The 26735-nt window shown below is 39.2% G+C and carries 29 protein-coding genes and 5 pseudogenes; 9 read left to right on the top strand and 25 right to left on the bottom strand.

Annotation, left to right across the window (positions count from 1 at the left end):
• The 3 genes and pseudogenes from F985_RS0104735 to F985_RS26220 all read right to left on the bottom strand — a co-directional run.
• Positions 1–170 (bottom strand): annotated as a pseudogene (locus tag F985_RS0104735) (transposase); the annotation flags it as partial.
• Complete coding sequence (locus F985_RS25815) at positions 98–304, bottom strand: AAA family ATPase (protein WP_235824376.1); 207 nt, start codon at positions 302–304, stop codon at positions 98–100. The pseudogene F985_RS0104735 and the gene F985_RS25815, both read right to left, overlap by 73 nt.
• Before the next feature lie 53 nt (positions 305–357).
• Positions 358–486: an AAA family ATPase gene (locus tag F985_RS26220; protein WP_002123981.1), complete on the bottom strand. Its 129-nt coding sequence runs from the start codon at positions 484–486 to the stop codon at positions 358–360.
• A 187-nt stretch (positions 487–673) separates the two neighbouring features.
• Here F985_RS26220 and F985_RS20055 point away from each other — a divergent pair, with 187 nt between their 5' ends.
• Both F985_RS20055 and F985_RS25440 read left to right on the top strand, forming a co-directional pair.
• A complete protein-coding gene (locus tag F985_RS20055) occupies positions 674–994 on the top strand; it encodes a type II toxin-antitoxin system Phd/YefM family antitoxin (RefSeq protein WP_004704395.1) in 321 nt (106 codons plus the stop codon).
• A 255-nt stretch (positions 995–1249) separates the two neighbouring features.
• Positions 1250–1444: pseudogene (locus tag F985_RS25440) on the top strand (type II toxin-antitoxin system RelE/ParE family toxin); the annotation flags it as partial.
• Positions 1445–1484: 40 nt separating this feature from the next.
• Here the strand turns inward: F985_RS25440 and F985_RS20050 are convergent.
• Positions 1485–2693 (bottom strand): IS256-like element ISAba26 family transposase, encoded by a 1209-nt coding sequence (locus F985_RS20050; protein ID WP_000343018.1) that lies wholly within the window; start codon positions 2691–2693, stop codon positions 1485–1487.
• Between the two features lie 94 nt (positions 2694–2787).
• Here F985_RS20050 and F985_RS20045 point away from each other — a divergent pair, with 94 nt between their 5' ends.
• Positions 2788–3699, top strand: coding sequence for an IS5-like element ISAba13 family transposase (locus F985_RS20045; RefSeq protein ID WP_031944562.1), 912 nt, complete (start codon positions 2788–2790; stop codon positions 3697–3699).
• Between the two features lie 537 nt (positions 3700–4236).
• Positions 4237–4464, top strand: a complete 228-nt coding sequence (locus F985_RS20040) for a hypothetical protein (RefSeq protein ID WP_025469214.1) — start codon at positions 4237–4239, stop codon at positions 4462–4464.
• A 109-nt stretch (positions 4465–4573) separates the two neighbouring features.
• Here F985_RS20040 and F985_RS20035 read toward each other — a convergent pair whose 3' ends face one another.
• The 14 genes and pseudogenes from F985_RS20035 to F985_RS19975 all read right to left on the bottom strand — a co-directional run bounded on the left by F985_RS20035 (position 4574) and on the right by F985_RS19975 (position 16151).
• Positions 4574–4783: a hypothetical protein gene (locus F985_RS20035; protein ID WP_000069471.1), complete on the bottom strand. Its 210-nt coding sequence runs from the start codon at positions 4781–4783 to the stop codon at positions 4574–4576.
• Positions 4776–5078, bottom strand: coding sequence for a helix-turn-helix domain-containing protein (locus tag F985_RS20030; RefSeq protein ID WP_001140619.1), 303 nt, complete (start codon positions 5076–5078; stop codon positions 4776–4778). Before F985_RS20030 ends, F985_RS20035 begins: the two co-directional genes overlap by 8 nt.
• Positions 5071–5427, bottom strand: coding sequence for a type II toxin-antitoxin system RelE/ParE family toxin (locus tag F985_RS20025; RefSeq protein ID WP_000269903.1), 357 nt, complete (start codon positions 5425–5427; stop codon positions 5071–5073). Before F985_RS20025 ends, F985_RS20030 begins: the two co-directional genes overlap by 8 nt.
• Positions 5428–5977: 550 nt before the next feature.
• Positions 5978–7303: pseudogene (locus F985_RS0104725) on the bottom strand (ISNCY family transposase).
• A gap of 166 nt (positions 7304–7469) precedes the next feature.
• A complete protein-coding gene (locus tag F985_RS20020) occupies positions 7470–8804 on the bottom strand; it encodes an ISNCY family transposase (protein ID WP_004699130.1) in 1335 nt (444 codons plus the stop codon).
• Positions 8805–8918: 114 nt separating this feature from the next.
• Positions 8919–9809, bottom strand: a complete 891-nt coding sequence (locus F985_RS20015) for a metal-dependent hydrolase (protein WP_031944561.1) — start codon at positions 9807–9809, stop codon at positions 8919–8921.
• A gap of 50 nt (positions 9810–9859) precedes the next feature.
• Positions 9860–10243 (bottom strand): cupin domain-containing protein, encoded by a 384-nt coding sequence (locus tag F985_RS20010; protein WP_004704382.1) that lies wholly within the window; start codon positions 10241–10243, stop codon positions 9860–9862.
• A gap of 77 nt (positions 10244–10320) precedes the next feature.
• Positions 10321–11622, bottom strand: coding sequence for an MSMEG_0569 family flavin-dependent oxidoreductase (locus F985_RS20005; protein ID WP_004704381.1), 1302 nt, complete (start codon positions 11620–11622; stop codon positions 10321–10323).
• Positions 11623–11632: 10 nt separating this feature from the next.
• Positions 11633–11923 (bottom strand): MSMEG_0570 family nitrogen starvation response protein, encoded by a 291-nt coding sequence (locus F985_RS20000; RefSeq protein ID WP_004704380.1) that lies wholly within the window; start codon positions 11921–11923, stop codon positions 11633–11635.
• Complete coding sequence (locus F985_RS19995) at positions 11916–12962, bottom strand: sll0787 family AIR synthase-like protein (protein ID WP_004704379.1); 1047 nt, start codon at positions 12960–12962, stop codon at positions 11916–11918. The genes F985_RS20000 and F985_RS19995 overlap by 8 nt, the downstream gene beginning before the upstream one ends.
• Complete coding sequence (locus F985_RS19990; RefSeq protein ID WP_004704378.1) at positions 12962–13525, bottom strand: MSMEG_0567/Sll0786 family nitrogen starvation N-acetyltransferase; 564 nt, start codon at positions 13523–13525, stop codon at positions 12962–12964. Before F985_RS19990 ends, F985_RS19995 begins: the two co-directional genes overlap by 1 nt.
• 10 nt (positions 13526–13535) lie before the next feature.
• The gene (locus tag F985_RS19985; protein WP_004704377.1) at positions 13536–14615 is read right to left on the bottom strand and encodes an MSMEG_0568 family radical SAM protein; all 1080 of its coding nucleotides are present in this window, start codon (positions 14613–14615) and stop codon (positions 13536–13538) included.
• Positions 14616–14651: 36 nt separating this feature from the next.
• Entirely contained in the window at positions 14652–15644 is a 993-nt protein-coding gene (locus tag F985_RS19980) for a Nit6803 family nitrilase (protein WP_004704376.1), read from the bottom strand.
• Between the two features lie 24 nt (positions 15645–15668).
• On the bottom strand, positions 15669–16151 hold the full coding sequence (locus tag F985_RS19975; protein WP_004704375.1) for an MSMEG_0572/Sll0783 family nitrogen starvation response protein: 483 nt from the start codon (positions 16149–16151) through the stop codon (positions 15669–15671).
• A 216-nt stretch (positions 16152–16367) separates the two neighbouring features.
• On the opposite strand from F985_RS19975, the gene F985_RS19970 reads away from it, so the two are divergent.
• Both F985_RS19970 and F985_RS19965 read left to right on the top strand, forming a co-directional pair.
• Entirely contained in the window at positions 16368–18305 is a 1938-nt protein-coding gene (locus F985_RS19970; protein WP_004704373.1) for a sigma 54-interacting transcriptional regulator, read from the top strand.
• A 655-nt stretch (positions 18306–18960) separates the two neighbouring features.
• The gene (locus F985_RS19965; protein ID WP_004704371.1) at positions 18961–19476 is read left to right on the top strand and encodes a disulfide bond formation protein B; all 516 of its coding nucleotides are present in this window, start codon (positions 18961–18963) and stop codon (positions 19474–19476) included.
• A gap of 117 nt (positions 19477–19593) precedes the next feature.
• Here the strand turns inward: F985_RS19965 and F985_RS19960 are convergent, their stop codons facing one another.
• From F985_RS19960 to F985_RS19940, 5 genes and pseudogenes are all read right to left on the bottom strand, one after another.
• Complete coding sequence (locus tag F985_RS19960) at positions 19594–20298, bottom strand: IS6 family transposase (RefSeq protein ID WP_004704368.1); 705 nt, start codon at positions 20296–20298, stop codon at positions 19594–19596.
• Between the two features lie 63 nt (positions 20299–20361).
• Positions 20362–21357 (bottom strand): annotated as a pseudogene (gene brxC / locus F985_RS19955) (BREX system P-loop protein BrxC); the annotation flags it as partial.
• A gap of 41 nt (positions 21358–21398) precedes the next feature.
• Complete coding sequence (locus tag F985_RS19950) at positions 21399–21974, bottom strand: DUF1788 domain-containing protein (protein ID WP_004281985.1); 576 nt, start codon at positions 21972–21974, stop codon at positions 21399–21401.
• A gap of 16 nt (positions 21975–21990) precedes the next feature.
• Complete coding sequence (locus F985_RS19945) at positions 21991–22602, bottom strand: DUF1819 family protein (RefSeq protein WP_004704365.1); 612 nt, start codon at positions 22600–22602, stop codon at positions 21991–21993.
• Between the two features lie 10 nt (positions 22603–22612).
• Entirely contained in the window at positions 22613–23479 is an 867-nt protein-coding gene (locus F985_RS19940) for a BrxR family helix-turn-helix transcriptional regulator (protein ID WP_004704363.1), read from the bottom strand.
• A gap of 207 nt (positions 23480–23686) precedes the next feature.
• Between F985_RS19940 and F985_RS19935 the strand changes: the two genes are divergently transcribed.
• The gene (locus tag F985_RS19935) at positions 23687–24016 is read left to right on the top strand and encodes a DUF4236 domain-containing protein (RefSeq protein ID WP_000506885.1); all 330 of its coding nucleotides are present in this window, start codon (positions 23687–23689) and stop codon (positions 24014–24016) included.
• A gap of 131 nt (positions 24017–24147) precedes the next feature.
• On the opposite strand, the pseudogene F985_RS26290 reads toward F985_RS19935, so the two are convergent.
• Both F985_RS26290 and F985_RS19930 read right to left on the bottom strand, forming a co-directional pair.
• Positions 24148–24249 (bottom strand): annotated as a pseudogene (locus F985_RS26290) (HNH endonuclease signature motif containing protein); the annotation flags it as partial.
• A gap of 38 nt (positions 24250–24287) precedes the next feature.
• Positions 24288–25520 (bottom strand): ATP-binding protein, encoded by a 1233-nt coding sequence (locus tag F985_RS19930; RefSeq protein WP_004704360.1) that lies wholly within the window; start codon positions 25518–25520, stop codon positions 24288–24290.
• A gap of 461 nt (positions 25521–25981) precedes the next feature.
• Between F985_RS19930 and F985_RS19925 the strand changes: the two genes are divergently transcribed.
• Both F985_RS19925 and F985_RS19920 read left to right on the top strand, forming a co-directional pair.
• Positions 25982–26272, top strand: coding sequence for a type II toxin-antitoxin system HigB family toxin (locus F985_RS19925; RefSeq protein ID WP_004704358.1), 291 nt, complete (start codon positions 25982–25984; stop codon positions 26270–26272).
• Between the two features lies 1 nt (position 26273).
• Positions 26274–26675, top strand: a complete 402-nt coding sequence (locus F985_RS19920) for a helix-turn-helix domain-containing protein (protein WP_004704357.1) — start codon at positions 26274–26276, stop codon at positions 26673–26675.
• The last annotated feature ends 60 nt before the right edge of the window (positions 26676–26735 follow it).

Genomic DNA, 26735 nt, shown 5'->3' with positions numbered 1-26735 from the left:
TCTTGTGGAATCTGATCGAGTAAATCACCAAGTACCTGTGAATCACTCACATTGTTGGTTGTGAGCTGAACAGCGCGTATTTGTAAGGTTTTAGCATCTATACCCATATGTAATTTACGCCATTGGCGACGATATTCAGGCTGATGTTTTTTACGCTTCCATTCACCCTCATTTGTGGACGCAATAAAGCAATTTGACCTTCTGCCTCAACTTGATCGTCACCTAGAGTAAAAACTCCTTTAACGGTATTTTCTTGATTGAAATTACGATCAATAAAATCCTTATTATAGACTAGAGTTTTTATTGGTTCTTCACCAAGCCATTGAAGTAAACAATGTGTGTAGCCTAATGGTTGATCTATAATTCTACAATTGTAGTTTTTCCAGACCCATTTGCCCCAAATATAAAATTTATCTGCTTTAAACCATCTAATTGTGTTGGTACACTATAAGTAGCAACATTATTTATATAGACTCCAGTAAGCATAGCTTTCCCTATTTTTAATTTGCACGATTTAAAATTTATTTTTTTAGATTATATAGTTACATACAAATATCATCTACTAATTTTAGAAATATATAATAGCCCCATAATAAATAACGGTCGTTTTCTTACATTCGGAACAATATTCTAAAGTGATTTAATTTTTGCCATCCAGTATAAGGTCTTAGATATGAGTCGATTAACTTTTATAAACGGTGCGATTGTTTCTGCGTCTGATGTTCGCAAATCTTGGAGCAAAATTGTTCAATGTGTCAAAGAAAGTCATAAACCTGTTTTTGTTTATACGAAGAATACGCCCGAAGCTGTTGTTCTGAGTTTTGAAGAATTTCAAAACATGCAGGAAATTGTTGAAGCCGTCCGGCGTGAACAGCTAGGACAACAAATGGTTTATGATCTTTTGGATATTAATCAGCTCACTGGTCAACCGATCAAACACATGCTTTTGAACCACAAAGGTGTATTTGAAGAAGTAAATGGACAAGAAAAATAGCTTTTGAGGATATTAGCGGATTCGAGATTAGAGACAAGCTGATTTAAAAGTCATCTTATATTTATATTCGTTGCACAATGAGCTTTGATTTTCTTGAAATAATAGGAAGTGAAAACATTTTCGTAAGTTAAGTAGCCCTGATGACATAGAGTTGACTAAGTTTATTGAAAATTACAAAGAACGCTTGGATGTCTATAGAACTATATTAAATAATGCACTGGGTAAAGTAATAGACTCACCCCCGGCGCAAACTTAGGAGAATCTCACACATTACCAATGAGTAAAGGACTATTTGAGTTGCGCTTAAAATCTCAAGAAGGTATTGCTCGTGTTATGTGTTGCACACTAGTCGGTAAACGCATTGTAATGCTCCATAGTTTTGTTAAGAAAACGGCTTTGTTGCACAAACCTATCTCTAAAGGCTTATTCCACAATATAATTTTCAAATGAATAAGTGAGCCTGTAAATTATTTTGTGTAAGTTCCATTTTTTATAAATGATCTTTTAATCGATCATCGAACTGAATCGTAAACCAATTCATTGCTAAACGCCAATTTTGAATTGGCATCGTCCATTTCTTCGCAGCATTTGATGTTGCTAAGTAAATGACCTTCTTTACTGAGTCATCAGATGAAAAGATTTTCCTTTTCTTCGTTGAATGGCGTATTACGCTATTCAACGACTCAATCGCATTTGTTGTATAAATTGCATGACGTATTTCGGCTGGATAGCTAAAGATCGTTCGGATATTTTCCCAATTGGCCCGCCAGGATTCTCCAATTTTGGGATACTGGTGATTCCATTGATCACAGAAGATGTCTAGGGATTTTAAAGCATTTTCCTCTGTACTTGCCTGATAAATCGCTTTCAGACCCGACGTAACAGCTTTGTAGTCTTTCCAGCTTACAAATCTCAGGCTATTGCGTACAACATGCACGATACACAGTTGAATATCAGTATGAGGGTAAACAGAGGCTATCGCGTCAGGGAAGCCTTTTAATCCATCTACACAGGCAACAAGAATGTCCTGTACTCCTCGATTTTTTAGCTCTGTCATGACTGACAGCCAGAATTTGGCACCTTCTGTCTGAGCAATCCACATACCCAGTAATTCTTTTTGCCCATCCATATTGATGCCTAAAGCAAGGTATACGGACTTGTTAATCACATTGGAGTGCTGACGGACTTTGACAACAATACAGTCAAGATAGACAACAGGATAAAGGCTATCTAAGGCTCTATTTTGCCACTCAGTCACTTGCTCAATCACAGCATCGGTAACTTTGCTGATGAGAGATGCTGACACATCGGCATCGTACATTTCTTTGAAGAAGGCTACAATTTCCCTATTAGTCATTCCTTTTGCATACAGTGAGAGGATTTGGTCATCCATACTGGTGATGCGTGTTTGGTGCTTTTTGATAATTTGTGGCTCAAATGAACCTTCTCGATCACGGGGAATATCTAAAGCCAGTTGTCCATCTTGAGTTGTAATGGTTTTAGAACTAAACCCATTACGGCTATTTGAGCCTTTCTTGGGCTGATGCTTTTCATAACCGAGATGGTCTGAAAGTTCAGTATTGAGTGCAGTTTCAATCATGAATTTTTTAAAGACTGCTGTCATTTGGTTTAAGTCTTCTGGTGTTTTTAGACCTTTAGCCAATTCGGCAGCCATACTTTTGATTGTTGCTTCATCCATGTGAAGTACCTTTTGTAATTATCCTCTGAAGGATAAATGAAAATTAAGTACTTACACAAAATTTAGAACAGTCCCGAATAAGTCGACACCTAAAATTTATCGCACAACCAATTGGTCTTCATATAACCGAGCTCTCATTAATCGTGGAAATATTGCCATTTGGTTTGATCCTGCTACGCAATGGTATGCCCCATCAAAAGGCAAACAAGGACGAAATCAAACTTACTCCGACGCAGCTATCCAATGCTGCCTAATGATTAAATCTCTCTTTCGATTGTCTTTACGCATGGTCACAGGCTTTGTTCAAAGTCTCATCCATCTTTGTAGGTTAAATTGGATAGCGCCAGACTACACTACAATTTGTAGACGACAACAGCATATTGATATTGTGATTAGCTATCAAAAAAGTTGTGATGGACTATATCTAATCGTTGACTCTACAGGTCTGAAATTCTTAGGTGAGGGTGAATGGAAGCGTAAAAAACATCAGCCTGAATATCGTCGCCAATGGCGTAAATTACATATTGGTATAGATGCTAAAACCTTACAAATACGTGCTGTTCAGCTCACAACCAACAATGTGAGTGATTCACAGGTACTTGGTGATTTACTCGATCAGATTCCACAAGATGAGAGAGTTGACTCCGTCTATACCGATGGAGCTTATGATACCAAACAGTGCCGACAGGTCATTGCGGATCGGCAAGCACATGCAGTGATTCCACCAAGAAAAAATGCGAAGCCATGGAAAGATAAAAAGATGAGCTCGCTAGAACGCAATGAGTTGCTTCGAACAGTTAAACGTTTAGGAAGAACTATTTGGAAGAAATGGTCAGGCTATCATCGGCGAAGTTTGGTTGAAACCAAGATGCATTGCATCAAATTATTGGGGGATAAACTCAGTGCGAGAAATTTTCAAAGCCAAGTCAATGAGATTCATGCACGTATGGCAGTATTAAATAAATTTACGGACTTAGGCAGACCACATACCCGAGTTGTCACTTAAATTTGAGTAGATATGAGAAGTCTTAACTTTTAAATCTTTGTGCAACAAAGCCAGTTATAATTAAAAGTAAATTTTTCTCAACTAGTATAAAGTTTAAGAGTATAGGTTATTGAATTGTTTCTTATGCAAAAAAAAGTCAAGAATCTTTATTTAAGAAAAGGTGAACACTCATTTGTTCTGCAATCACAGTTCATTTTTAAAGCTAAGCAGCAAAAATGGACTAGTGAAGATATCCAAAAAATTATAGAAAAGACCTTATATCAAGATAAATATAGGGTATATGCATTTTGAGAGAGTATTCTAGCCAGAATTACGGGTAAATTTGACTTGAAAAAGAGAAGGACTAAAGTCTTTTAGAAGGATATATCTTGGATCCTGAATAAGATTTTTACTATTAAAGGAGTAAAGTTTAGCCTCGATATAAGTTTAATCTATTATTTTTACAATAATATTCCATATATCAATACCTAATTTAACTTTAGTTCCTATCGCCAACCCTGTATGGTGCCCGTTCAGAAACACTCTATCGAGGCCAATATATATAGTTTTTCTGTAAAAGATTTAGATCAATTAATTGAAACGAATCTCAAAGATGGGAATAAATACAGTAAATTATTGATTGGATATAAATTATTTTCTGATTTGATGAATGATCCTATATTTTATACAGAAGTGTCTAATTCAGCTCTGAGCGCTACGAAAAGAAAATATAAGCAACTAAAAATTAAAATCACCACACATCAATATCAGCTTCATTTGGAATAAATCAATAAAACGAAAGTTCTCAGCTCTCTCTTCGTATATGAGAAAGTCACAATTTATGGCCTTTCTCATATCTATTTAGCATAAAATCTCTTATGCGAATCTGGAAAGATTAAGTTATTTCGTAATATTTTATCCAATAAGCATTGTCGAAAATATCAGTGTAATAGCTTGACTTCTTACAATGTGAAAAATAGTCACAGCATAAATCTCTAATAATTTCAATTTCCTCTAGGCTATCAGCAGCATTGACTAAAAATATAAACTTGTCCAAGTTAACAAGTAATTTACTACTATTTTTCAAAGGTTTATTATTAGACATTGAATCCTATGTGTTTTCCTGTTGGAAGCTCTACATCAATACGAAGTTTTCCGCCCATTGCTTCGACATACTTTTTCATCGTTGAAATTTTAAGATCATGACCACGATTTTCGATTGCTGACAATGAAGGCTGTTTGATTCCAAGGGTTGCAGCCAGTTCTTTTTGAGAAATCTCTAACTCTTCACGAATAAGGTGAAGCTGAGTTTCCAACAATAATTCATCCGCCATTTGTTGAATACGAGCTTGACTCTCTGGAGAGCGATTAGCCAATAATTCTTGTAGGGTCTTAGCCATTAGATTGATCTCCTAAAGTTGAAAGATGAATTTCGTATTGCTGATCGGCAATATCTAACATCTCTTTATAAAAACGCTTTTTACCGCCTTTATCACCGATACACAGCACAATAGCTTGTCGTAAAGGATCAAACGCGAAAAAGGCTCTCAGTGGTTTACCTCGATGCTGAACACGTAGCTCTTTCATATTGGTAAATTTGGAGTCATAGACGGTATCTACTAAAGGACGACCTAAACTTGGTCCCTGTTGCTGTAGAACGACCAACGCTGCGAGTACTTTCTCTTGTGTAGATTGATCTTGCTGTGCAAGCCATTCGTTAAACAGATCCGTTGTAATGACTGTCCACATATTACAACAATAATATAGATTACAATCTATATTTTATGCTTAATTGAATTATTATTCAAATGACAATAAAAAATCCCGACGTCATGTCGGGATTTTTCGGTGTGGAGCGCATAGGTAGGGCTGACTACCTAATGGTCATGGTGTCTGACTGATTATTCTTGTTTTAAGTCATTGAACATCCTGTTCATATAGATCGATCATAGGGACTTCACTGGTGCTTGGATACAAACAATTTCGTAAAATGCTGTAAGCCAAAGCGTACAAAAAATCATCAAAATTATCCCAAAGCTTATCCGCAAGAAATGGGGATAAATTCAGAAATGGAAGCCTTAAGGAATCGGAAGGAAATTACGATTTGATCGTTTTTTAACCAATTTTATTGGCAAAATATATCAAAACTGCTCATAAAAAAGCCGACTTGTTCCCAAGTCGGCTTTTCGACATCGTCGAGCAAATTATTTATAGCATAAGTTTTTGATTTTTATATGTTTCAATTTGTTCTGTTATTCCAAAGTAGAAATGTCCTACCTAATAACCAGATAGAAATGTCCTATATGGACATTTCCAAGTCAAGCACAGGATTTAGATTTAGTTCTTGAATTGCTGTTTTCTGTGCACGTCTGCTTGGCATCTTTTGAGAACGATTGCGTTTGTTTTGCTGTTCCAGTTCTTCATGCTGTTGTTGGATATGATTCAGAACAGCACCCAACCGTTTATTCTCAACAATCTCTCGCTGATTCAGCTGACTTAATTTATCGAAGAGGCTGTAATTGATCTTTCGGCTATTATGCATGATGGCTACAGTACCATCCGGGTATTCCAGGAACTCAAGATACTTACCGATCAACCTTTGATTTTCTTCGGTGTTTTCCAGGAGATATACGCATTTATCATAAGTAATCGTCAGGCTATTCGTGACTCTGCGGGGTTCACGCCAAGTAAAAATATCATCTAACTCTTCGGCTGTTTCAGTGATAGGCCGATGTAGATTCTTAGGATTAAAAGCCATCTTGGCGAACTTCTGATTGAACTGCTCAATGAAGCAGGGTAGCCAGACATTAGCTTGCTCAATCGAACAGATGCCTTTCAGGCGCATCTCCTTGATCAGACGGTCCTGAAGGGTTCTGTTGGCCCGTTCCACACGGCCTTTGGCCTGCGGTGAATTAGCGAAGATGATATCGATATTCAGGGTGCTGAGTACACGTCCAAACTGGGTAATCTTGGTGTCTTTCTTGCTGCTTTGATTCACTCTAAAGACTGAATGTTTGTCGCTGTAAAACGCTAAAGGCTTACCGTGCTGTTCGACATATAAGCGTGTTGAAATCATATAGTCAAAGGTTGATTCTGACTCACAGAAGCGTAAATGCTGCAATTTTCCTGTAGCATCATCGATAAACACCAGCAGACAGCATTTAGCAGCGCGTCCTTCAAACCAGTCATGGTGTGAGCCATCAATTTGGATCAGTTCACCAAAGCAATCCCGGTTGTAACGAGGCTGATACCGGCGTTTCAAGCGCTTGGATCGAGGCATCCATAAGTCAGCTGCAATCATCCAGGAACGCAGGGTTTCTACTGAAAGATCGAATCCATGTACGGTGGTGAGCTTTTCATGCGCTAAAGTGGGTCCGAAACCATGGAGTTGGTCAGAAACAATATTGAGGCACTTGAGTCTGAGTTCTTCAGGAAGTTTAGAATTGCTGATTTGGCCACGACCGGCATGGGCTAATGCAGCTGGACCTTGGGCTTTGTATTTCTGCAGTAAGCGTCTGATCTGACGTTCTGAAATATGAAGTAGCTGAGCAGCCTAGGATTGAGTTATGCGTTGATCGCAGATTTCCTGCAAGACCGACAATCGTTTAAGTTCTTTATCCGACATAGACACCAACATATCAAACCGTCCGCTAAGGAAATTGCAAAAGTGCATATTCTAAAAGCGGACATTTTTACTTTGGAGAAACCAGACATTTCTACTTTGGAATAACATGTTGTGTTATTCACCAATTAAAATGTCTATGCGATAAACCATTTAAAATGTCCTGTTTTTAACCACAAGAGTCAAGCACAGGATTTAACTTTCTTTGTTCAATAACAGCTTTCTGAGCTTTACGACTCGGCATACTTTTCTTGAGACGGGAACGTTTATTCTGTTTTTCCAACTCTTCATGCTGTTGCTGAATATGTGCCAGAACTGTACCTAACCGTTTATTCTCAACGATCTCATTCTGCTGTAGCCCAGCTAATTTATTGAAAATGCTGTAGTTGAGCTTTCGTCCCTCGTACATGAGGGCCACAGTGCCATCTGGGTACTCCAGAAATGAAATATATTGCCCAACAAGCTTATGATTCAGCTCTGTCGGTTCAAGCAGATAAATACATTTGTCATAGGTCAGGGTCAGATTCTTGGTGACCTTACGCGGTTCCTGCCAGGTAAAAATATCATCCAGTTCAAGATGAGATTCGGTTAATGGCCGATGTAAATTCTTTGAGTTTCGCGCACACTTGGCAAACTTCTGATTGAAATGCTCAATAAAGCAGGGCAGCCAGGCATTTGCCTCGGCAATTGAACAGATACCTTCTAGGCGCATTTCCTTGATCAGGCGATCCTGGAGTGTTCTATTGGCACGTTCCACACGGCCTTTGGCCTGGGGTGAGTTGGCGAAGATAATATCAATATTTAACTCATTCAGAATCCGCCCAAATTGCGTGATCTGGCTGTCCTGGCTCGATTTCTGGTTCACTCGGAAGACCGAATGTTTATCGCTATAAAAGGCCAGAGGCTTACCGTATTGTTCAATGTAGGCTCGGGTTGAAAGCATATAGTCGAAGGTCGTTTCCGCCTCACAGAAGCGCAGATGCAACAGCTTTCCAGTGGCATCATCGATATAAACCAGCAAGCAGCACTTAGCAGCGCGTCCTTCGAACCAGTCATGATATGAGCCATCAATCTGGATTAGCTCACCGAAGCAATCCCGGTTATAACGTGGCTGATATGGACGTTTAAGGCGCTTGGATCGTGGAATCCAGAGGTCATTTGCAGTCATCCAGCGCCGAAGCGTTTCTACCGGGATATTCAGGTCAAACATGCTGCTGAGCTTCTCATGGGCCAAGGTAGGTCCAAATCCCAGCAGATGTTCAGAAATAATGGAAAGACATTTTGATTTTAATAAATCATCATGGCGACGATGGCCAGGTTGACCACGACTGGCATGCGCCATACCTGAAACACCATCTTGATTGAGCTTCTGTAATAACCGGGTAATTTGACGGGTTGAAAGATTAAGGATTTCAGCAGCACGGACTTGTGTAATACGATGATCTCGAACGTCTTGCAGAACAGCAAGACGTTGAATTTCTTTGTCAGACATAGTGATCAGCATCTATATTTCATATCCAGTCCATGATGTTTAAGCCATCATAAACTAGACATTTTTATTGGTGAGAATATAGACACTTTAAATGGGTTCTAACATGTTGATTTCGTATAATAGAGATTATGTTAAATCCGATACATCTAACTTTATTTTCTCCTTCCAAATGGCTAGTAACTCTTCATGATCAATTTCATTCGGATGAAAATTAGGTTTTAAAAATGCAAAAAAATCACTAAACGAAGCGAATAGAATACCTTTACTTGGACTAAGGCTATATTGATAAATATCATTTAATGCATTGAGATAATTTATTTTATTATCTTTGACTAGCAGATTCATTAAGCAATATCCATAGCATAAAGAAAGCCCTGTTAAGCTAAATACATATGTTATACATCTGATGAAATTGAATTTATATGAATCTTTAGAAATTTTCTCTAATAATTCAAAAGCTACGCTTTTATGTTCGATTTCCTCTATCGCATGCCAGACCCAAAACCTTGAAATTTCAGGATCTTGAATCAATTCATTAAATTTTTTGAATTTTAAAAATTTTGCTGCAATCGTTGCTGTGCAATGCTCTAAAGCAACTGTTATTAATAAGTCACTTTCTTGTGTAGAAATACCACATTTACTGGATATATTCGAAACCCATTGACTAAGAAATTGAATGGCTTCTTCAGTTTTCTGCTCTAATTCTGCCATATGTATTTCATTAATTTGATTAAATCGATTGAAGTACATATGTTCGCGAGTATGAATAGCTTCTTGTACCATAAAGTTAGTAATCTGTCGTTGTAAATCAATATCAAGCTTCGCTTCAGGTTTAAAACGAGCCTTTTTTACAGATTGAATAAAAAATCGCTCGCCTGCTGGAAACATGACAGATAAAGCAAGCATTGCATAAGTCAGTCCTGCAGAGTTTCCCATCCAATAGTGAGTCTTTAATAAGTTCTTCTTAAAAAATTTAAGATTACGAACAGGAAAGTGTTTCACTAGTAGCATATTCATAGTACTTAACTCCACTAATGGCATATTGGATAGGATTCCTGTTTAGCTATTTACTCGATAAATTCAGGAAGACCTTCCTCTGCTGTGAAGTGGATATCAAAGTCTTTATTAGTAATAAAAAGAACTAGGGCATCATTGTCACTACGAGCTCCGTGGAACATCACACTCCCTTCTGGAAACCAAACAAAATTCCCTGGTCCAAATTCACCTTGGCTTGTCACCAAGTGTCCTTCTAAGACATACATGCCATGTGCACAATTATGCCAGTGTTCAACAGTTGTAAAACCTGCTGGATAACGTAATTTCCAGATCATCATGCCTGTATCTGGGCATGCCAGACAGGTTTTAACAGGAATTTCACTATTTAAAAATGGAACAGGAAGAAATTCCCATGGTGCAGTATTAGTATTAATTACAAAAGGTTGTTGGTCCATTTGGGCTACCCTATGATTTCTAACTAAATTTGAGGTTTGATGCAGCCGAAAGTTGAGACTATTCAGCTGCCTAGTATTTAAGCCAATGATGCTAATGTTGAGGATATATGCAGAGGTGTAACATTTAATTGTTGAATGAGATGATCCGCAATAAACCCAGCATCTTTAGCAACATCCATAAAACGTCCTGAACCCCACGTGTTTAACCAAGGTAATCCAATAAAGCTTACATCTGGGTCAACCGTAATACCGCGATCATGTTTTGGATATCCATTTGTTTGGAATATATCTAAATCAATCCAAGAATAGTCTGGTCTAAATCCGATACACCAAATGATTGAGGTGATGTTTTCATCAACTAAGTCGATATGGGTAATTTCCTGCTCTGGCCGCCAAAGTGGCTGATATACAGATGCAGGTTCTTCAGTCACAATATTATTTTTCTCTAGATAGTCATCAATAGAGGCATTAATACGGTTATAAGTTGCATCTGCCATATCTAAGTTCTGAATTAAATCTGGACGGAATACAAACTGCCCATCCTTATAGTCCTCAAATCGTCCAAGCAGTCGCATACCTTCTAATGCAAATTTACGTAGATCAATATCACGACCACCATCTCGCCCAGTCACATAATGATTAGTACTGTTACGAACTTCTTCACTGTATCGATGATCTTTGACAGTTGTTTCGTAATAGCCCATTTCATAAAGCCACTTCACTACGTCTTTACCACGATAAAAACGTGCACAGCGTGGTGCATCTCCCGTAGAAAGATAGACCTTTTTACCAGCCAAATGTAGATCTTCAGCGATTTGGGCTCCCGATTGCCCTGAACCGACAACCAAAACATTACCTTCAGGTAACTGTTCCACATTAAAATATTGTTCTGAATGCATCACCAATACTTGTTCAGGTACTTGATCACTTAGTTTTGGATAAATTGGGGTGTGATAACCACCAGCCGCTACAACTAATTGTTTAGCAGTAGTTGTGCCCAAACTGGTTTCAATTTCAAAATGTTGCGGTGCAATTTTTGCCACATGCTTAACTTGAACATTTAATAAAACTGGTGGATTCAGTTTTTCAATGAAGTCGTCGAGGTATTCAACAATTTCATTTTTTTTCATAAATCCATCAGGATCATTACCGTTATATGGATGCTCTGGAAGTAAACATTGCCAATTGGGTGTAACCAAAGTGAAATTATCCCACCGTTTACTACGCCAGCTATGGGTTAACTCTGATTCTTTTTCTAGAATCACATGATCAATCCCTGCTTTTTGTAAATAATGACTGATACATAACCCTGCCTGGCCACCACCCACAATCACGACATCATAATTTGGTTGTAAATCTTGAATTTGCATATTAAGCATCTTGTTCCCCTTATTCATTGTACATTTCAGTAATTTCAATTTGGTCTTCGTCTTTTAAGGCGAATAAGTTAGCTTGGCGTTTGATCGTGGATAGGCTGTCCATGGCTGAACTACATGCAAAGCCATAACGTACCCGTACTCGTTCTGATGCAGCAGATAAGCCATCTTCAGCCAACTTTAAAAACTGTATTGCTGGATATGAATGTCCTTTAGATAGATATTCATAAATCACCGTGGATGGAGAGTAATATTGAATCAGCTCGCCATTCGGCCATTTCACGGTAAAATTCACGCTAGGCATATGCTGCCTCCTTCTCTATCGGCTCAATCGGTTCCGACTGAGCCTTTAACTTTTTTAAAATTTCGACATAGTTAAAACCAGTAAATGTTTGCTGATTAAAATCCCAAAATTGAGCACTTTGCTTCTGATCATGCACATGAACTTTTCCACTGGCATTACTTTCACCAATCACTGCACAGCAAATTCCCTGACTTTCAAATAACTCAATGATCTCTTCGCATTCGCCTTCATCAGCTGTCAGCAAAAATCCATAACTTGGAAATATTTGTAGCCACGTCTGCCAGTCCACATTTTGTGGTTTTGGAATTTTTTGAAGGTCTATGTCTGCGCCACTTTGCGTTGCCTCAAGTAGCATGAGCAAACTGCCTAAAACACCTGCATTACTAATATCTCGTGCGGCATATACCACTCCTTGCTGGGCAAGTTGCGGCATTACTGAGAGCTGTGCTTGCAAAATACGTCCGGATACACGTTCAAAGCATTTCCAATACACAGTGTTGGGATGAAATTGACCTTGTAGATTTAAAGCAATCAAAATTTTTTGCTGTGGTTTAACATGCAAAACCGATAATAATTTTTGTGCTGTACCTTGAATGGCAACCGATAAAGCTGGCTGATAATTTTCAGCAATATTGCTATGTCCACCAATCATTGCCACATCATATGCAGTACAAGCATCTTGCATGCCTTGCATTAATAATTGAGCATGCTCAACATTTGTATGCCAAAAGCTATTCACAACTGACAAGGCACGACCACCCATTGCTGCAATGTCACTGACATTTGCCATGACTGCAGACCAACCGGCAAAATAAGGATGATTAGCAACAAAACTAGGTAACATCCCTTCACACGCATGTAAAATATATTGATCCTGTATGGCAATAGCGGCAGTATCATCTCCAGGATAAGCATACAAAGCTTGCAGAGAGTTCACTTTATTCAAATTTGGGATCACTACACTTTTAGCAATCATTTGTTTTGATTGCATCGCTGGGGTTTGTCTCAAAAATTCAAGAAGTTGATTGAGTGGCATCATCATTCCACCTCTTTTTGCATATAAGCCTGCATGACCACATGCTGTAGCGGATAATGTTCAATTTGAGCTTGCATCATCATATGTGGAATTTCAGCAACCATTAATTCGCGGACACTGTTCCAACATAATTTCTGAAAATAACGCTCATTTTGTTGCTGTACTGTCGCTAGGAATGTTTTACATCCTAAATTTTTTGCCGTCGTCACGGCTGCATTAATCAACGCTTTACCAATAGCATGATGATGGCGGTACAAGGGTTCTACACATAAACGCCCGCCCCACCATGTATTTGTTCCGTCTGGGAAGATACGCACAGCACCTATTACACGATCATGCTCACCAAACATTTGCCCAATCGCAACAATACCTAGAGCTTTAAAGTCGTATTCATCACGATCTTCTTTTAGGATTTTTTGTTCATCACGAAAAGTCGCTTCTCGCAGGCGATAATATTGACGACGTTCCCAATCTTCAGTGATCACCTTGATAACAATGTCATCTGTGACAAACTGTTTAAGGCCTTCATTTAACTCTAATAACCATGGATAACCAGAAAGTTGCATACTGTTTCTCCTACTCATAAGCTTTCAGTGAAGAACATGCTCCACATTTGGCACAACCCGCTTGAGTGTCTTCTGAATGCAATCCATTTTTACGAAGTTGCTCTCCAATTTTGGGATAGAGTGCCCGCATAAAGGCTTGCTCAGGTTTTGAATGATGTTCAAGTGCTGTTCCCTGAATTGGTACAAATGGCACTACAAATGGATAAACGCCCATCTCGGTCAATTTAGCGGTCATTTCGATGATTTCATCTTCCGTATCACCTAGCCCAGCTAAGATATAGGTACTGACTTGTCCCCGACCAAATACCTCTACTGCCGCCTTAAATGCTGCAAAATAAGTATTAAGAGGAACCTCTGCTTTACCTGGCATAATTTTGTGGCGTACCCGCTCACTCACCGCTTCAAGATGCATACCAATGGACACCGCACCTGCGTCTTTTAACTTTTGAAACCATGCAAAATCATCGGGTGGCTCACATTGCACCTGTATAGGTAAATTCACTTCAGCCAGAATAGCTTTCACACTGTCATATAAAATCTCTGCTCCACGGTCTGGGGTGCTTGGTGTACCAGTGGTAATGACCATTTGCTGTACACCATCGAGTTCCACAGCTGCTTTTGCAACTTCTGCTAACTGTTCTGGACGTTTCCGAATTAAAGTACGACCACTTTTTAACGATTGGTCGATCGAACAAAATTGACAAGCCGTAGCTTTATCATTCATACGAATGCAATGTTGTAATACAGTTGTTGCCAAGACGTCATGGCTATGCAAAGTTGCAATTTGTTCATATGGAATACCTTCGTCTGTGGTCAAATCATAGAACTTTGGACGAGCTGGGGCTGTTAAAGTTGCTACAGGAATCTGATTTTTAAATACGATCACTTGGTCAGAATCTGGATCAGCTTTAGCACTGTATGGAGACTCTTGTGCAACCAGATTCAACACAGGAATCATCATCGTCTGCCCAGCTAGGCTGAGTGCCTTATGATCACTTGGCCCTGCACCACCCTTACGAGATAGACCAAATTCGCCCTCCCATTTCAGACCGTTACATTGCAAATCAGTTAAAAGTTGTATTGCAGACATACTCACCCCTTCTCTTTAGAATTGATTTGATAAGGTTTAAACCTGCTCTTCTGTAAATCTGGAAATTTTTTCTAGATTTGTTAAATCCGAAGATTCAACTTTAAGTTCATGTAATACCTGCGTCGGACGACGATCAATCAATAAACTTAACAATTCTGGACGGCTATAATGACCAACTGAATCCATCATGCGTTTACGTTTATCAATTAATGAAAAATCTAAGTCAGCGATACAATAACCTTCACCCTGAGTAATAGGTTCGGCTAAAAATTTCCCTTCAGGCGATACAATAGCGGTGAAGCATCCACCTGAAATTGGACCAATTTCACAACCGGTATCTTGCATGATTTGTTGTTGTTGCTCTGGATGTAGCCATGCAGTTGCATTAACCACGAAACAACCTGATTCCAAAGCATGATGCTGAATGGTGGCACTGATCTGGTCAGCGAACACCTTTCCGACTAATGAACCAGGGAACATGGCAGCATGAATCTGTTCTCCATCTGCCATTAAGGCAAAACGTGCCAAAGGATTGTAATGCTCCCAACAAGCCAGTGACCCCACACGTCCCACAGCTGAATCAATTGCACGTAAACCACTGCCATCGCCTTGTCCCCACACCATACGTTCATGATAAGTTGGAGTAATTTTTCGTCGATGTTGAATGATTGAACCATCAGCATCAAATAACAACTGTGCGTTGTAGATTGTTCCACCTGCACGCTCATTAATCCCAATAGAAACCACCATTTTTGCTTCAGCACAGGCTTGACCAATCGCAAAGGTTGCTTCAGAAGGGACAACCACAGATTCATTGAGCAGTTTTAAATGTTCCTTACCCATTGCAAACGGTGGTTGTACAAAAGAAAAGTAAGGGTAATAAGGCACTACTGTTTCAGGAAAAACAGCAAACTGTACGCCTTGTTTACCTAACTCCAAAATCGTATTACAGATTTTTTGTACGGTTTCCTTTTGGCTATAAAGCACTGGACTACACTGTACTGCTGCTGCTTTTACAATCTGATTCATGTCTTATTCCCCTTTCTTAAATCTTTAAACAGTCCAAGTATCAATGATCAGCGCATTGTCACGACGCATCAGTAATTTCAAGTCCATTACATCTAAAGGATTGATTGGACGAATCCCCTGCATTAATGCTTTTTCCGTTTGACCATATAAAGCTTGTAAAGCGAAACGACATGCATAGACTTCTCCACCTTCTTCCATAAAGGCTTTGAGTTGATTATTCACTGCCAAGTGCCCTGGGAAAGCTTCAGCACCTAACGTTGGGAAACCTCGTTGCACACCTAACTGCACACCTGGACCATAAAGCAAAATTTTGGTTTCAAAACCTTTGCGTAATAAACGTTTGGCTTGGAGGACATTTACCAGACCAATAGACCCTTCAAAAGCTACCGTGTGAAATGTCACTAATGCTTTTTCGCCTGGCTGCGCTTTTACATCTTCAAAGACCTTTTCTTCATAATCGACAAGAAAATCACCATCTTTGTATTGTTCAATATCAACTTTTGGCATAGCAGCTCCTCGTTTAATGCTATTTACAATCAACCATTGTTTGGTTTGAATGTTTTATTGCGAGAGCTGTGCCAATTTCTATTTTCTGGTGGGAATTAATTTATATATAATTGAAATATAATAATTAATATTTTTAAAACGACTCTTTTTGATGATAAATATAATGCTGGAAGGTTATGATTTTTCGTAGTATTATGAAATTTCATAACATATTCTATGAAATTTCGTAGCATGAATAATACTGACTTCATTTCCGATTGGGTAACTACTGAGAATTCAATTCGCCCACTTGCCTTTGAACACACCTCACAAGCCTTACTTGTTTTAGACCCACATCAAAATCAGTTTATTGATGTAAATATTAGTGCTACGAAATTACTCCGCTATGAACGCCATGAGCTGATTCAAAAAACTGTCACTTCAATTTTTGGTCATTTTAGTCAACTTCCAGACTTAGTGGCATTTACAGAAGAAACACTAGCTAAAGGCTATGCATGGAATAATGAGCTATATGCTTTTGATAAAAATGGAGAAAAAATTCAATTCGATGTTAGCTCTGTTTCAATCCCATATAAAAATAAAACTTTACTCATTTGGTCTTTAGTCGATGTCAAAGATCTAGAGCTACGCCAACTGAATAAAAATGCGGATAAAGTCATTCGAGCAGGTCTTAAAGAATGGCAAGCTCTACAAGAACTTTTTATCGATTCTGACACTGGTAAGCATTTGCTGTTGAGCTCAGTAGGTGATGGAATTTACAGTATCAATAAACAAGGATTATGTACCTTTATAAATCCCGTTGGCGCGAGAATGCTAGGTTTAAAACCAGAAGATGTACTCGGTAAAAATATACATAAAATACATCATCATACTCATGAAAATGGATCACATTATCCTGTTGAGGAATGCCCAATATATGCGGCTGTACATGATGGTGTAGTGCATGAGGGGATACAAGAGATTTTCTGGCGTCGTGATGGCAGTTTTTTTCCTGTTGAATTTACAAGTACACCAATCATCCGTGATAGCGAGATCATCGGTGCAGTGGTGGTCTTTAGAGATATTAGCGAACGCTTAAATACAGAAAAACAACTCACCCATGCTCTAATCGAGCTACAAGACTTAAAAAGTCGACTAGAACAACAAAATGAATATTTACAGGAAGAGATATTACAAGAGAATCAATATCATGAAATTGTGGGAAATAGTTCCTCAATCTTGCAAATTATTGAAAAAATTAAAGTAGTTGCTTCTACTGATGCCAATGTCATGATTTATGGTGAATCTGGTACAGGAAAGGAACTGATTGCACGTGCAATCCATCAATCTAGTCATCGTAAACACCAACCACTTATACGTGTTAACTGTGCAGCCATCCCCTCTGAATTGTTTGAAAGTGAATTTTTCGGGCATGTAAAAGGTGCTTTTACGGGTGCTGTCCGTGATCGTGCAGGACGCTTTGAGTTGGCAGATGGTGGAACATTGTTTCTAGATGAAATTGGTGAAATACCTTTAGAATTACAAAGTAAGCTATTGAGAGTATTACAAGAAGGAACATTTGAACGAATTGGTGAAGAAAAAACTCGTCACGTCGATGTTAGGATTATTGCAGCGACTAATCGTAATCTCAAAGAAGAAGTTAAGCTCAAAAATTTCCGTGAAGACTTATACTTCCGCTTGAATGTATTTCCAATCTACTCCCCTGCATTACGTGATCGTAAAGAAGATATACCTCTTTTGGTTAGCCATTTTTCGAAACTGCTTTGTGAAAAACGTAAAGTTAATTATTTACCTTTTTCACAAAAACATATTTTAGAATTACAACAATATGAATGGCCTGGAAATATTCGTGAACTGCAAAATGTAATTGAGCGAGCTATGATTACTGCAAAACAAGGCTCAGTTTCATTTAAATATTTACTGGAACAAGATTTACTACAAGGGAAAAAATCATCATCTGATAGTTCAGAAAATCTCTCAACTCAACAAGTCATGACAATCCATCAACTAAAAGATTTAGAAATTAAAAATCTGATTTTGGCCGTTAAACAATGTGATGGAAAAATCTTTGGTGAAGATGGAGCAGCAGTGCTTTTAGGAATTAACCCTACTACACTCATTTCTAAACTCAAAAAACTAGAGATAGAATATTAAGGCAGCGTTGCTTAAATGAAATAACTTAAAAATATTATAATACTAGGTATCTGCAAACCCAATTCATCCCAAATTTAAGCTTTAGCTAATTTAGCTTTAATATCTTCGCCGATTTCCATTTTATCCCTATCCTCTACAACCAAGAATAGCCTGCTTCCATCGGATAACATACAGCAAGATCATGTTCATGGTGTTTTTCCATAAAATCCTAAGGTTACCTTTTGGTAAGTATAGGAATATTTTTACCGTATAAATACGAAATAATAGTAAGTATCATCACCCCATCAAAGGACATTGATTCTTGAATAAATCGATATTTATACTGGCATTCCAACTAATTACCATTCGTAATACTGAATTTAGCAGCCGCATTGTAATATCTCCTCTAAGTATGCTCTCTGCAATAACTTCAATATTTCCAGATGATCTAATGCCATCAACTAAACAATGCCGCATGTCTGTGCATGTAACTTTGGTTGTCATCTGACAAACAAGGATGGAAATACTTATTCAATTTTCTCTCGAACAATAGAGAGTAAGGAATGCTTTTAAAAGCCAGCTTATCAAGCACGTAATGAAATATTTAATTCGAGCAAGAAAAGACGATATTTTTTGATAATTAACTTTTCAATTTTGATAAAAAGAGGAATTGCTAATGCAGTGGAGTTATAGGTTTGTAAGTGGTGTATTAGTACTTGCCAGTATTATTGGCATGACTTTCGCGCTATATCTTGAACATGTTGTGGGGCTTGAACCATGCCCACTCTGCATTTTTCAGCGCGTGGGTTTGATGACAATGGGCATAGTGGCGTTGATTGCATTTGTACACAATCCAATTTCTAATGCGATGAATCGCTGTTATGCCATGCTGACTACATTAGGAATTTTATGGTCCGTCGGGGTTGCTGCACGTCATGTATGGATTCAAACCTTACCTCCTGATCAAATTCCGAGTTGTGGACCTGGCTTGAATTACCTAATAGACACATTACCCCTAAAAACAATAATGCAACAAGTCCTTCAGGGATCAGGCGAGTGTGCTGCCATTGATTGGACTTTTTGGGGACTAGCGCTCCCAGTATGGTCTTTAATATTCTTTAGTTTTTTACTGTTAATTTGTTTATGGCAGATCTTCCGTGCTTATCCTATGCCAAATAATTACAGTAAATAATAAATCTATTGTGTAAAACCTGAAATATTTGAAATCTATTTCTGGTTTTACATAATAGATATTAGGGCACTGTTGCAAATAGAAATTTGAGTCGATGAAGTTCCCTTTAAAAAGTGCTTAGAGACCGAAAACCCTGTTGATTAGACACACTTCACCCAGAGGCTGACCATAATAAAATGATGAAGCTTGTCCTTTACGCAGTGCACGCATGACTTCAATCCCTTTAATTGTGGCATAAGCCGTTTTCATAGATTTGAATCCTAACGTGGCCCTGATGATCCGCTTTAATTTACCATGATCACATTCGATCACGTTATTTTTGTACTTAACCTGCCTGTGCTCAATGTCTGGTGGACATTTTCCTTCCTGTTTTAACCGTAATAAAGCACCTCCATATGTGGGTGCTTTATCCGTATTGATCACTTGTGGAATTTGCCACTTTTTCACATTATTTAAGATTTTTCCAAGAAAACAATATGCTGATTTGGTATTACGTCTAGAAGAAAGATAAAAATCAATCGTATAGCCACGTTGATCGACTGCACGATACAGATAAGACCATTGTCCATTTACTTTTACATAAGTTTCATCAATATGCCATGAGCTCAGATCTGTAGGATTACGCCAATACCAGCGTAAGCGTTTTTCTATTTCAGGGGCGTAGCGCTGAACCCAGCGGTAAATAGTCGTGTGATCAACATTCACACCACGTTCGGCAAGCATTTCCTGAAGTTCACGATAGCTGATGCCATATTTACAATACCAGCGCACAGCCCAAAGAATGATTTCGCCCTGAAAATGTCGACCATGGAAAGGATTCATATGCTGCACCTTTAGCTAAAACAGTCTTCAGCTTACCATTCGTGGTTATTTGCAACAGTGCCTTTTAAAACGTCCAGCAATCTTGGAGAAGTCATTGGCTTTGGATGAAGACATCTCACCTAAAACAGCATCGATGTCTGCCTGTGAGGTCACGATAATCCAAGCGCGGCCTTTACAGATCGTACCCAGGTTTTCAGTAATGGTTTGCAGTGTCAGCATTAAGCGGGTATCGCTGCCAATAAACTGCCCCACTTCATCGACCAAGAACAGCATGCGTTGCTGGGGTCCTTTGCTGTCCAGGTATTCTTTTACCCACTGACAGAAGTTTTCAACCGAAACACTAAAGGTCTGCTCAGAATCCTCAAACCATTTATGCGCAGCTTCAGCAGATAAGTTGAGGGCTTGAGAAATCGCGGTTTCGACATCATCCTGATAGAACTGATAGCCATCACGTTCTTCCAACCATGACATGCCGCTGGATTCTTCAAAGGCTTGTTTAAAGCACTCATACACCCCTTTCTGGCTCAGGTGACGTTCCATATGGGCAATATGTGGATGGTCAGCACTAAAACCCTGATATTCGTTAAACACGCGTAAAAACACATTCAGAATCGGATTACCGTCATCATTGGAACTGGCTTTACTGTCGATATTAAATAGGATGACATCGGCATGATGGCTAACCGCTTTACCAATATCTGCACGGATAAACGCATCCCGGATTTTGCTTTCATCAAAGAATTCTGCAGCACTGCGTTCGTTACCTTCCGCGTCACGTGCCACTTTATTGGCCAGAATATACGACAAGGTTTTCAGGAAATGTGATTTACCAGAACCAAAGAAACCTGAAATCCACACGCCGACACGATTGGCAATCGGAGGATCGCTCAGGTCTGTGCCATAAGACTGGAAAAAGTCCCGAAAATGCTTTTCCAGCTCATTGGTGACCACGTATTCATCGAGTTCCTGATATACCGTGGTATTGTCATTCTGGTCTGCCTTGACCACCCCGTTTATCGCACGATCTAATGGCTTGTAAAAAAGTTCTTTAATGTTCATCTCAATCCATTCCCCCGAATTCTTATTTCTATTTGCCGTGTTTAAGGCACTAATCTGAATGCTCTGTAGTAATTGTTGCTTGGAATTTTTCCAAATAAACTCATCGCTTGACCGTCGTAATAGCCCGGGTAAAACAGCACCACTGGCTTATGCCCCAGTAACGAATGCAAACTGTTCAATAAGTGATGGGCACGTAACAGTGGCCAAACCGACCCTACCCCGGTCATCAACACAATATCTTGCGCATTGGTGGCATATTTACTCACCAGATACGGCGCGAACTTATCCATATGCAGTGGGCCCTTTAAGGCTTTGAGCAGCGCTTCATCACCTTTGGCTTTTTGCATTTGAATGGCTTTATCGATGAAGTTACGCTCAGCCAGATAATCCACCACGGCTTGCAGCAGGTTGATATTCACCACCTTCAGCTGACTGTGTTTTTTCTCCAGCATCCCGTCTAGAAAATGCAGATATTCGCGCACTTTCAACTCATCTTCAGGCGCATAATCAAAAATCCAGAAGCCAATTTCATTGCCCAGTCCTTGCCCGGTGAGAAACTCGGTGGAAAGAATTCGCTCTGGAATCTGGTTCAGACGCTCATGTATTTTTTGACTCATTGCTGCCCCTCTACAACTAACGCGTCCATACCGACACTTCCATAGATCTTTTAATGCGTTGTTTATAGTGTTCTTCCAACAGGCTACGCAGCTCTGCTCTGACGATCACGCGCTGCAACTCCAGCTTACGAGTACTTTTTAAGTAACCGGCTTCTGCCAGCATGCGAAACACCACCTGCCCCATTTTTTTCTTGCTGGACTCTTTCCAATCACAGATATCCGGATCACGTTGTGAGCGTTCATCCAAAAAATCTGACCAGATATAACTGTCCAAGTGTTGCGCCTGAGAGATATAGGCATCCCTCATCACCGTTTCCATAAACTCAAGCAGCAACAGGTTGCGTTCCAGTGCGCCACAAAAAGCCACCTGGGTCGCCAGCTCATCATCCCCATCACGCAAAGCTTTCCAGAAATCAGGCTCTAAGCGCTCCAGACGCTTACGAATGGCAGTGGCGTTACGTTGGGCTGAAGCAGGCGTTCTTTTTTGCAGAATATTGTCAATCTGAATGGCCTGATGCCATTGTTCTGGAGTCGCTTCTCGTAATAACAGATCCGCGATCAGCCGGCTTTCACGCACCATCAGGGAACCGCCAATCAGGTCACTGTCATAATGAAATTGCTCTAACATGGCCAATCTCCTATGAGGCCTGATCAAACAGGTAAGACGACAGCTTTTCGATATCTGAGCGTTGTAGTACCAAGGGATATTTCAAGGCATCATCCGCCTCAGCCAGCGTGATCGCGGCCTGATATCGCTGCAAAGTATAGTGAGCCAGGGCTTTTTTCACCGGAATCTGTAATCTGCCATCAGGCATGCCGAAGTCTTTTTCGACCAGCGCTTTTTGAGCTTCATTCAATTTTGGATTAGGGATCAGCGTCAGTACAATTTCTTCATGCCATTGCTGATCTTGAGCAGGGTCTACTGACTCAATCGCCACCACAACAGGTGTACGATCAATTCTGGAGAGTAAAAAGTCCTTAAACTGCTTGCTCTGATGGCAATAGGCACGGACATGCCAGCGAAAACCGGTATACACCAGGGTATGTGGGGAAATCATGCGTTCATGCCACTGCGGATTCTGCATCGAGGCATAAATCATTTTTAAAGTACTTTGGTTGCGGCAGGCACGTAAAACTTCCCGAATCACTTCAGGACGTACACTGCGATCAGGTAATTGAACTGCTGCAAGATTCGGTTCTGGCGTCGCAATCAGCGCATGCGATTCACTAACCAAACCTGACAGCATATTGAGATATTCATTGATATGCGCTGTAGTCAGTACAGGCTGGAAGCTGGCCTTAGGCACATAACCCTTGACCGATGGATCATGAATCAAGGCATCGGGGTTATACAGCGTATTATAGCGCTTGATATCCGCAGAAGCCTGCTGTCGACTCAGTCCAAACCAGCTCATCAAACGATTGGTAACCAAACGACCTTCCCAGTATGCAAGCAGCTCGATCGCTCGCATTCGTAGCAGGACTTCATGCTTATCTGTCGTCATATACCAATCAGTCAATAAATAGCAGCTTTAAGATTACCCTACAGCAAATATACAGTAAACATTTTTGACGGTATTTAAAGGTAGTATTGCAATCACCAGATAAAAAATATACTAGTATCCTGATGATAGCCATCAAAGTACGATCTCTAGCAGATCATGGATCCTGGTGTAGAGCGTAAATTGAGCTAAATTTAGAATGAGATAAATATGGGTTTTAGATTTCGTAAAAGTATTAAATTATTCCCGGGTTTTAAAATTAATTTGACCCATAAAGGCATCAGCAGTGCCAGCATTGGCAAACCTGGTGCTTCTCTAAATATTGGGAAAAAAGGTACGCGAACCAGTGTCGGTATTCCAGGTACGGGACTATCTTACTCTAAACACCAGCCTTACTCTAAAAAGACCCGTGTTCCACAACCGACATCGCTAGAACACACGGAATATAATCCTCAGAATTTAGAACAACCGAAGACAAAGATCTGGCCTTGGATTATTTTTGGAATATTGTGTTTTATGGTGGGTGCCGTCATTTTTTAGCAAGAACAGCATTGTATTTTAATCAAAAAAAATGCCCAGATGGATGAATGGGCAAACTAAGGAATTAATATCCTTCAGAAACTCCAACGCAATTCTCGCTACTTTCAGTAAGTGACTGTAGCTCAATCATGATGATCTGACTCAATCGAGTCGAGGTAAATCAATCCATCACAAATGGAGCAGAAATTATGCTTGATCACACTCTTGGTTAATGCTGAAAAGTCTTTGAGTTTTAATTAATAAATAAGAGTATCCATGTCTACCCTCAACTTTACTTATTTTCAGATAGCAACCAATCGAGAGCGTTCATTTTTACAATACCATTATAATTCGCTTCAGTCCCTATCGTGTCTAAGGTAAGCAAATACTTGGGATACGAATCAGAAATTTTCTGTAATGGACGTAACTCTCGGCTGAGTGTCTCCTCATTGAGCGTTTCTAATGCCACTTGATAATAAGTTAAATTCTGTAAATTATCGACAGCAACAAAATCAATTTCATATTCATCAACCCGCCCTACATAGACCGTATAACCTCGTCTGATAAGCTCAAGATAAATTACATTTTCTAAGATATGACCTTGATCAGCATTAGCATCAGGCAACATAATCCGGCGCAATCCCACATCAACTAAATAGTATTTTTCAGAGGATTGTAATAACTCACGCCCGCGTACTTTAAATTGTGCGGCACTATAAAATAACAAACTGTCCTGTAAGCCCTGAATATAGCGTTTTACTGTTTCAAATGAAATCTTAACCCCACTTGAAACAAAGGTATTTTTAATTTTATTGATGGAAATAGGTGAGCCTGTCACGCTTGCCAAATATCTTGCGACACGCTCGAGAGAGTTAATATCGGCAGTATTCAAACGGGGAATAACATCTTTAAACATTACACTGGCATAGACCGCTTGCAAGTAATCATAAGTTTCCTGCTGGCTAGTCATGGCAAGCGTATAAGGGAAACTACTGCGCGTATACATGGCATACAAATCACGATTGGATAATTGTTGGATGATCGGATTATTTTCAATATGCCACTGTTTAAATTCTTGGAATGACAGAGGTAGAACGTGTTGCTCGATATAGCGTCCTGTAAGTAAAGTCGCAAGTTCTCCACTTAGAAAGAATGCATTTGAGCCTGTAATATATAAATCGATATAATCCCGAACATATAAGGAGTCGACTACTTTCTCAAAATTTGTAACATGTTGTATTTCATCTAAAAAAACATAGTTTTTTTTACTTTTATCAACTTTGGACAATACATAATCATGTAGTTTACGGTAATCGGTGAGTTCTTCAAATTCCATAAATTCGAAGTTGATGGCAATGATGTTTTCGGCTTGTACACCCTGTGCTTTTAGGTCTTGTTGAAACATCGCCAATAAGGTGGATTTTCCAGAGCGACGCACACCTGAAAGTACTTTAATGACATCACGGTCTTGCCATGTATTCAGAAATTTTAAGTAGCCATCACGTCGAATATTAGCGCTTCTCATTATTTACACTTAGAATCTAAAGTTTTAATAAATTATATCAAATTTTAGAATGCATATGTAAATATATTTAATTTTAAGAAAAGTTTAAAGGTTAAGTGAAACATTCAAAGCTGCTGTTGAAGTATACGGATAGTAAAAGTAATAAAAATCTAGATTCTATCTTTTTTGATTATTTTCCATGTCATGTTATTTCATTGATGCTACGACTTAACTGATATGTAAATTAAGTGAAAAGTAAATGGAACTAAGATGTTAACTAGAGTGGAACTCATTTTTGTTGTGCTAATGGTATCAGCCTTATTGCGTATGAATTGCTAAAAGGTTTATTTTAAGGTCATCAGATTAAGTGCATTCTGATAATGAATAAAGCTCCGTGTGGCTTTATTCATCCTAGCCCTTCAATATTGCAAAATGCGATAAATGGTTTATACTTGATTTATAGCAAAATGCGATAAAATGTTATGCATGTGATCACCCACGCTCGAATTATAGAAGCAATGCAAAAGTGGCCACAGGCTGAAACGGCATTAGATGGTTGGTATCGAACCATAAAGGCAAACGATCTGAAAGATTTTGCTGAGATGAAACATCTCTTTCCAGCGGTCGATAAAGTTGGAAAGCTCCATGTATTCGATATTGGCGGGAACAAGATCCGACTTATTGCAGTCGTGATGTATCAAGCAAAACGTGTGTATATCCGTGATGTCTTGTCCCATAAAGAATATGACAAAGGTCATTGGAAGGAAGGTTAGTATGAACGCGATGATTAAACAGGCCGTAGACCACTGGCACTACGTTGCACCATTGCTCAGCAAGCCAGAAAATGAAGACGACTTTCATACACTTGTTGAAGCTTTAGATGAACTTTTAGATACTGTTGGTGATGACGAGTCCCATCCTTTAATGGGGCTTATTCATCAGCTTGGTGATTTGGTTTCTGATTATGAAAATGAGCATCTTCCTATACCTAAAAGGGATGGTCGTGCTGCTTTGGCTTTTCTGATGGAGCAACATGGTTTAGGTCAGTCTGACTTAACAGAGGTTGCAACCCAATCAGTGATTTCTGAGATTTTAAGTGGTAAACGCCAACTGAATATTCGTCATATTAAGGCATTGTCTGAGCGGTTTAATGTATCGGCAGATACGTTTTTCTAAAAGAGAGATGGATCAGGAAATTTGGCTCAATTAGGGGTTCTTTGCCTTTCAAATCTTTGT

This window comes from Acinetobacter seifertii (genome assembly GCF_000368065.1).
GTDB classification, from domain to species: domain Bacteria; phylum Pseudomonadota; class Gammaproteobacteria; order Pseudomonadales; family Moraxellaceae; genus Acinetobacter; species Acinetobacter seifertii.
This window is presented reverse-complemented; position numbering and strand designations above follow the sequence as displayed.

Excerpts from the sequence above, each read along its gene's own strand:
- F985_RS19980 (WP_004704376.1), bottom strand. The coding sequence starts at position 15,644 with ATGAATCAGATTGTAAAAGCAGCAGCAGTACAGTGTAGTCCAGTGCTT.
- F985_RS20010 (WP_004704382.1), bottom strand. The coding sequence starts at position 10,243 with ATGGACCAACAACCTTTTGTAATTAATACTAATACTGCACCATGGGAA.
- F985_RS20030 (WP_001140619.1), bottom strand. The coding sequence starts at position 5,078 with ATGGCTAAGACCCTACAAGAATTATTGGCTAATCGCTCTCCAGAGAGT.
- F985_RS19925 (WP_004704358.1), top strand. The coding sequence starts at position 25,982 with ATGCATGTGATCACCCACGCTCGAATTATAGAAGCAATGCAAAAGTGG.
- F985_RS19975 (WP_004704375.1), bottom strand. The coding sequence starts at position 16,151 with ATGCCAAAAGTTGATATTGAACAATACAAAGATGGTGATTTTCTTGTC.
- F985_RS20015 (WP_031944561.1), bottom strand. The coding sequence starts at position 9,809 with ATGAATATGCTACTAGTGAAACACTTTCCTGTTCGTAATCTTAAATTT.
- F985_RS20035 (WP_000069471.1), bottom strand. The coding sequence starts at position 4,783 with ATGTCTAATAATAAACCTTTGAAAAATAGTAGTAAATTACTTGTTAAC.
- F985_RS20000 (WP_004704380.1), bottom strand. The coding sequence starts at position 11,923 with ATGCCTAGCGTGAATTTTACCGTGAAATGGCCGAATGGCGAGCTGATT.
- F985_RS20025 (WP_000269903.1), bottom strand. The coding sequence starts at position 5,427 with ATGTGGACAGTCATTACAACGGATCTGTTTAACGAATGGCTTGCACAG.
- F985_RS19920 (WP_004704357.1), top strand. The coding sequence starts at position 26,274 with ATGAACGCGATGATTAAACAGGCCGTAGACCACTGGCACTACGTTGCA.
- F985_RS19935 (WP_000506885.1), top strand. The coding sequence starts at position 23,687 with ATGGGTTTTAGATTTCGTAAAAGTATTAAATTATTCCCGGGTTTTAAA.
- F985_RS19940 (WP_004704363.1), bottom strand. The coding sequence starts at position 23,479 with ATGACGACAGATAAGCATGAAGTCCTGCTACGAATGCGAGCGATCGAG.
- F985_RS19960 (WP_004704368.1), bottom strand. The coding sequence starts at position 20,298 with ATGAATCCTTTCCATGGTCGACATTTTCAGGGCGAAATCATTCTTTGG.
- F985_RS19950 (WP_004281985.1), bottom strand. The coding sequence starts at position 21,974 with ATGAGTCAAAAAATACATGAGCGTCTGAACCAGATTCCAGAGCGAATT.
- F985_RS19985 (WP_004704377.1), bottom strand. The coding sequence starts at position 14,615 with ATGTCTGCAATACAACTTTTAACTGATTTGCAATGTAACGGTCTGAAA.
- F985_RS20050 (WP_000343018.1), bottom strand. The coding sequence starts at position 2,693 with ATGGATGAAGCAACAATCAAAAGTATGGCTGCCGAATTGGCTAAAGGT.
- F985_RS19930 (WP_004704360.1), bottom strand. The coding sequence starts at position 25,520 with ATGAGAAGCGCTAATATTCGACGTGATGGCTACTTAAAATTTCTGAAT.
- F985_RS19965 (WP_004704371.1), top strand. The coding sequence starts at position 18,961 with ATGCAGTGGAGTTATAGGTTTGTAAGTGGTGTATTAGTACTTGCCAGT.
- F985_RS19995 (WP_004704379.1), bottom strand. The coding sequence starts at position 12,962 with ATGATGCCACTCAATCAACTTCTTGAATTTTTGAGACAAACCCCAGCG.
- F985_RS20055 (WP_004704395.1), top strand. The coding sequence starts at position 674 with ATGAGTCGATTAACTTTTATAAACGGTGCGATTGTTTCTGCGTCTGAT.
- F985_RS26220 (WP_002123981.1), bottom strand. The coding sequence starts at position 486 with ATGCTTACTGGAGTCTATATAAATAATGTTGCTACTTATAGTGTACCA.
- F985_RS20020 (WP_004699130.1), bottom strand. The coding sequence starts at position 8,804 with ATGCTGATCACTATGTCTGACAAAGAAATTCAACGTCTTGCTGTTCTG.
- F985_RS19990 (WP_004704378.1), bottom strand. The coding sequence starts at position 13,525 with ATGCAACTTTCTGGTTATCCATGGTTATTAGAGTTAAATGAAGGCCTT.
- F985_RS19970 (WP_004704373.1), top strand. The coding sequence starts at position 16,368 with ATGAAATTTCGTAGCATGAATAATACTGACTTCATTTCCGATTGGGTA.
- F985_RS20005 (WP_004704381.1), bottom strand. The coding sequence starts at position 11,622 with ATGCTTAATATGCAAATTCAAGATTTACAACCAAATTATGATGTCGTG.
- F985_RS19945 (WP_004704365.1), bottom strand. The coding sequence starts at position 22,602 with ATGTTAGAGCAATTTCATTATGACAGTGACCTGATTGGCGGTTCCCTG.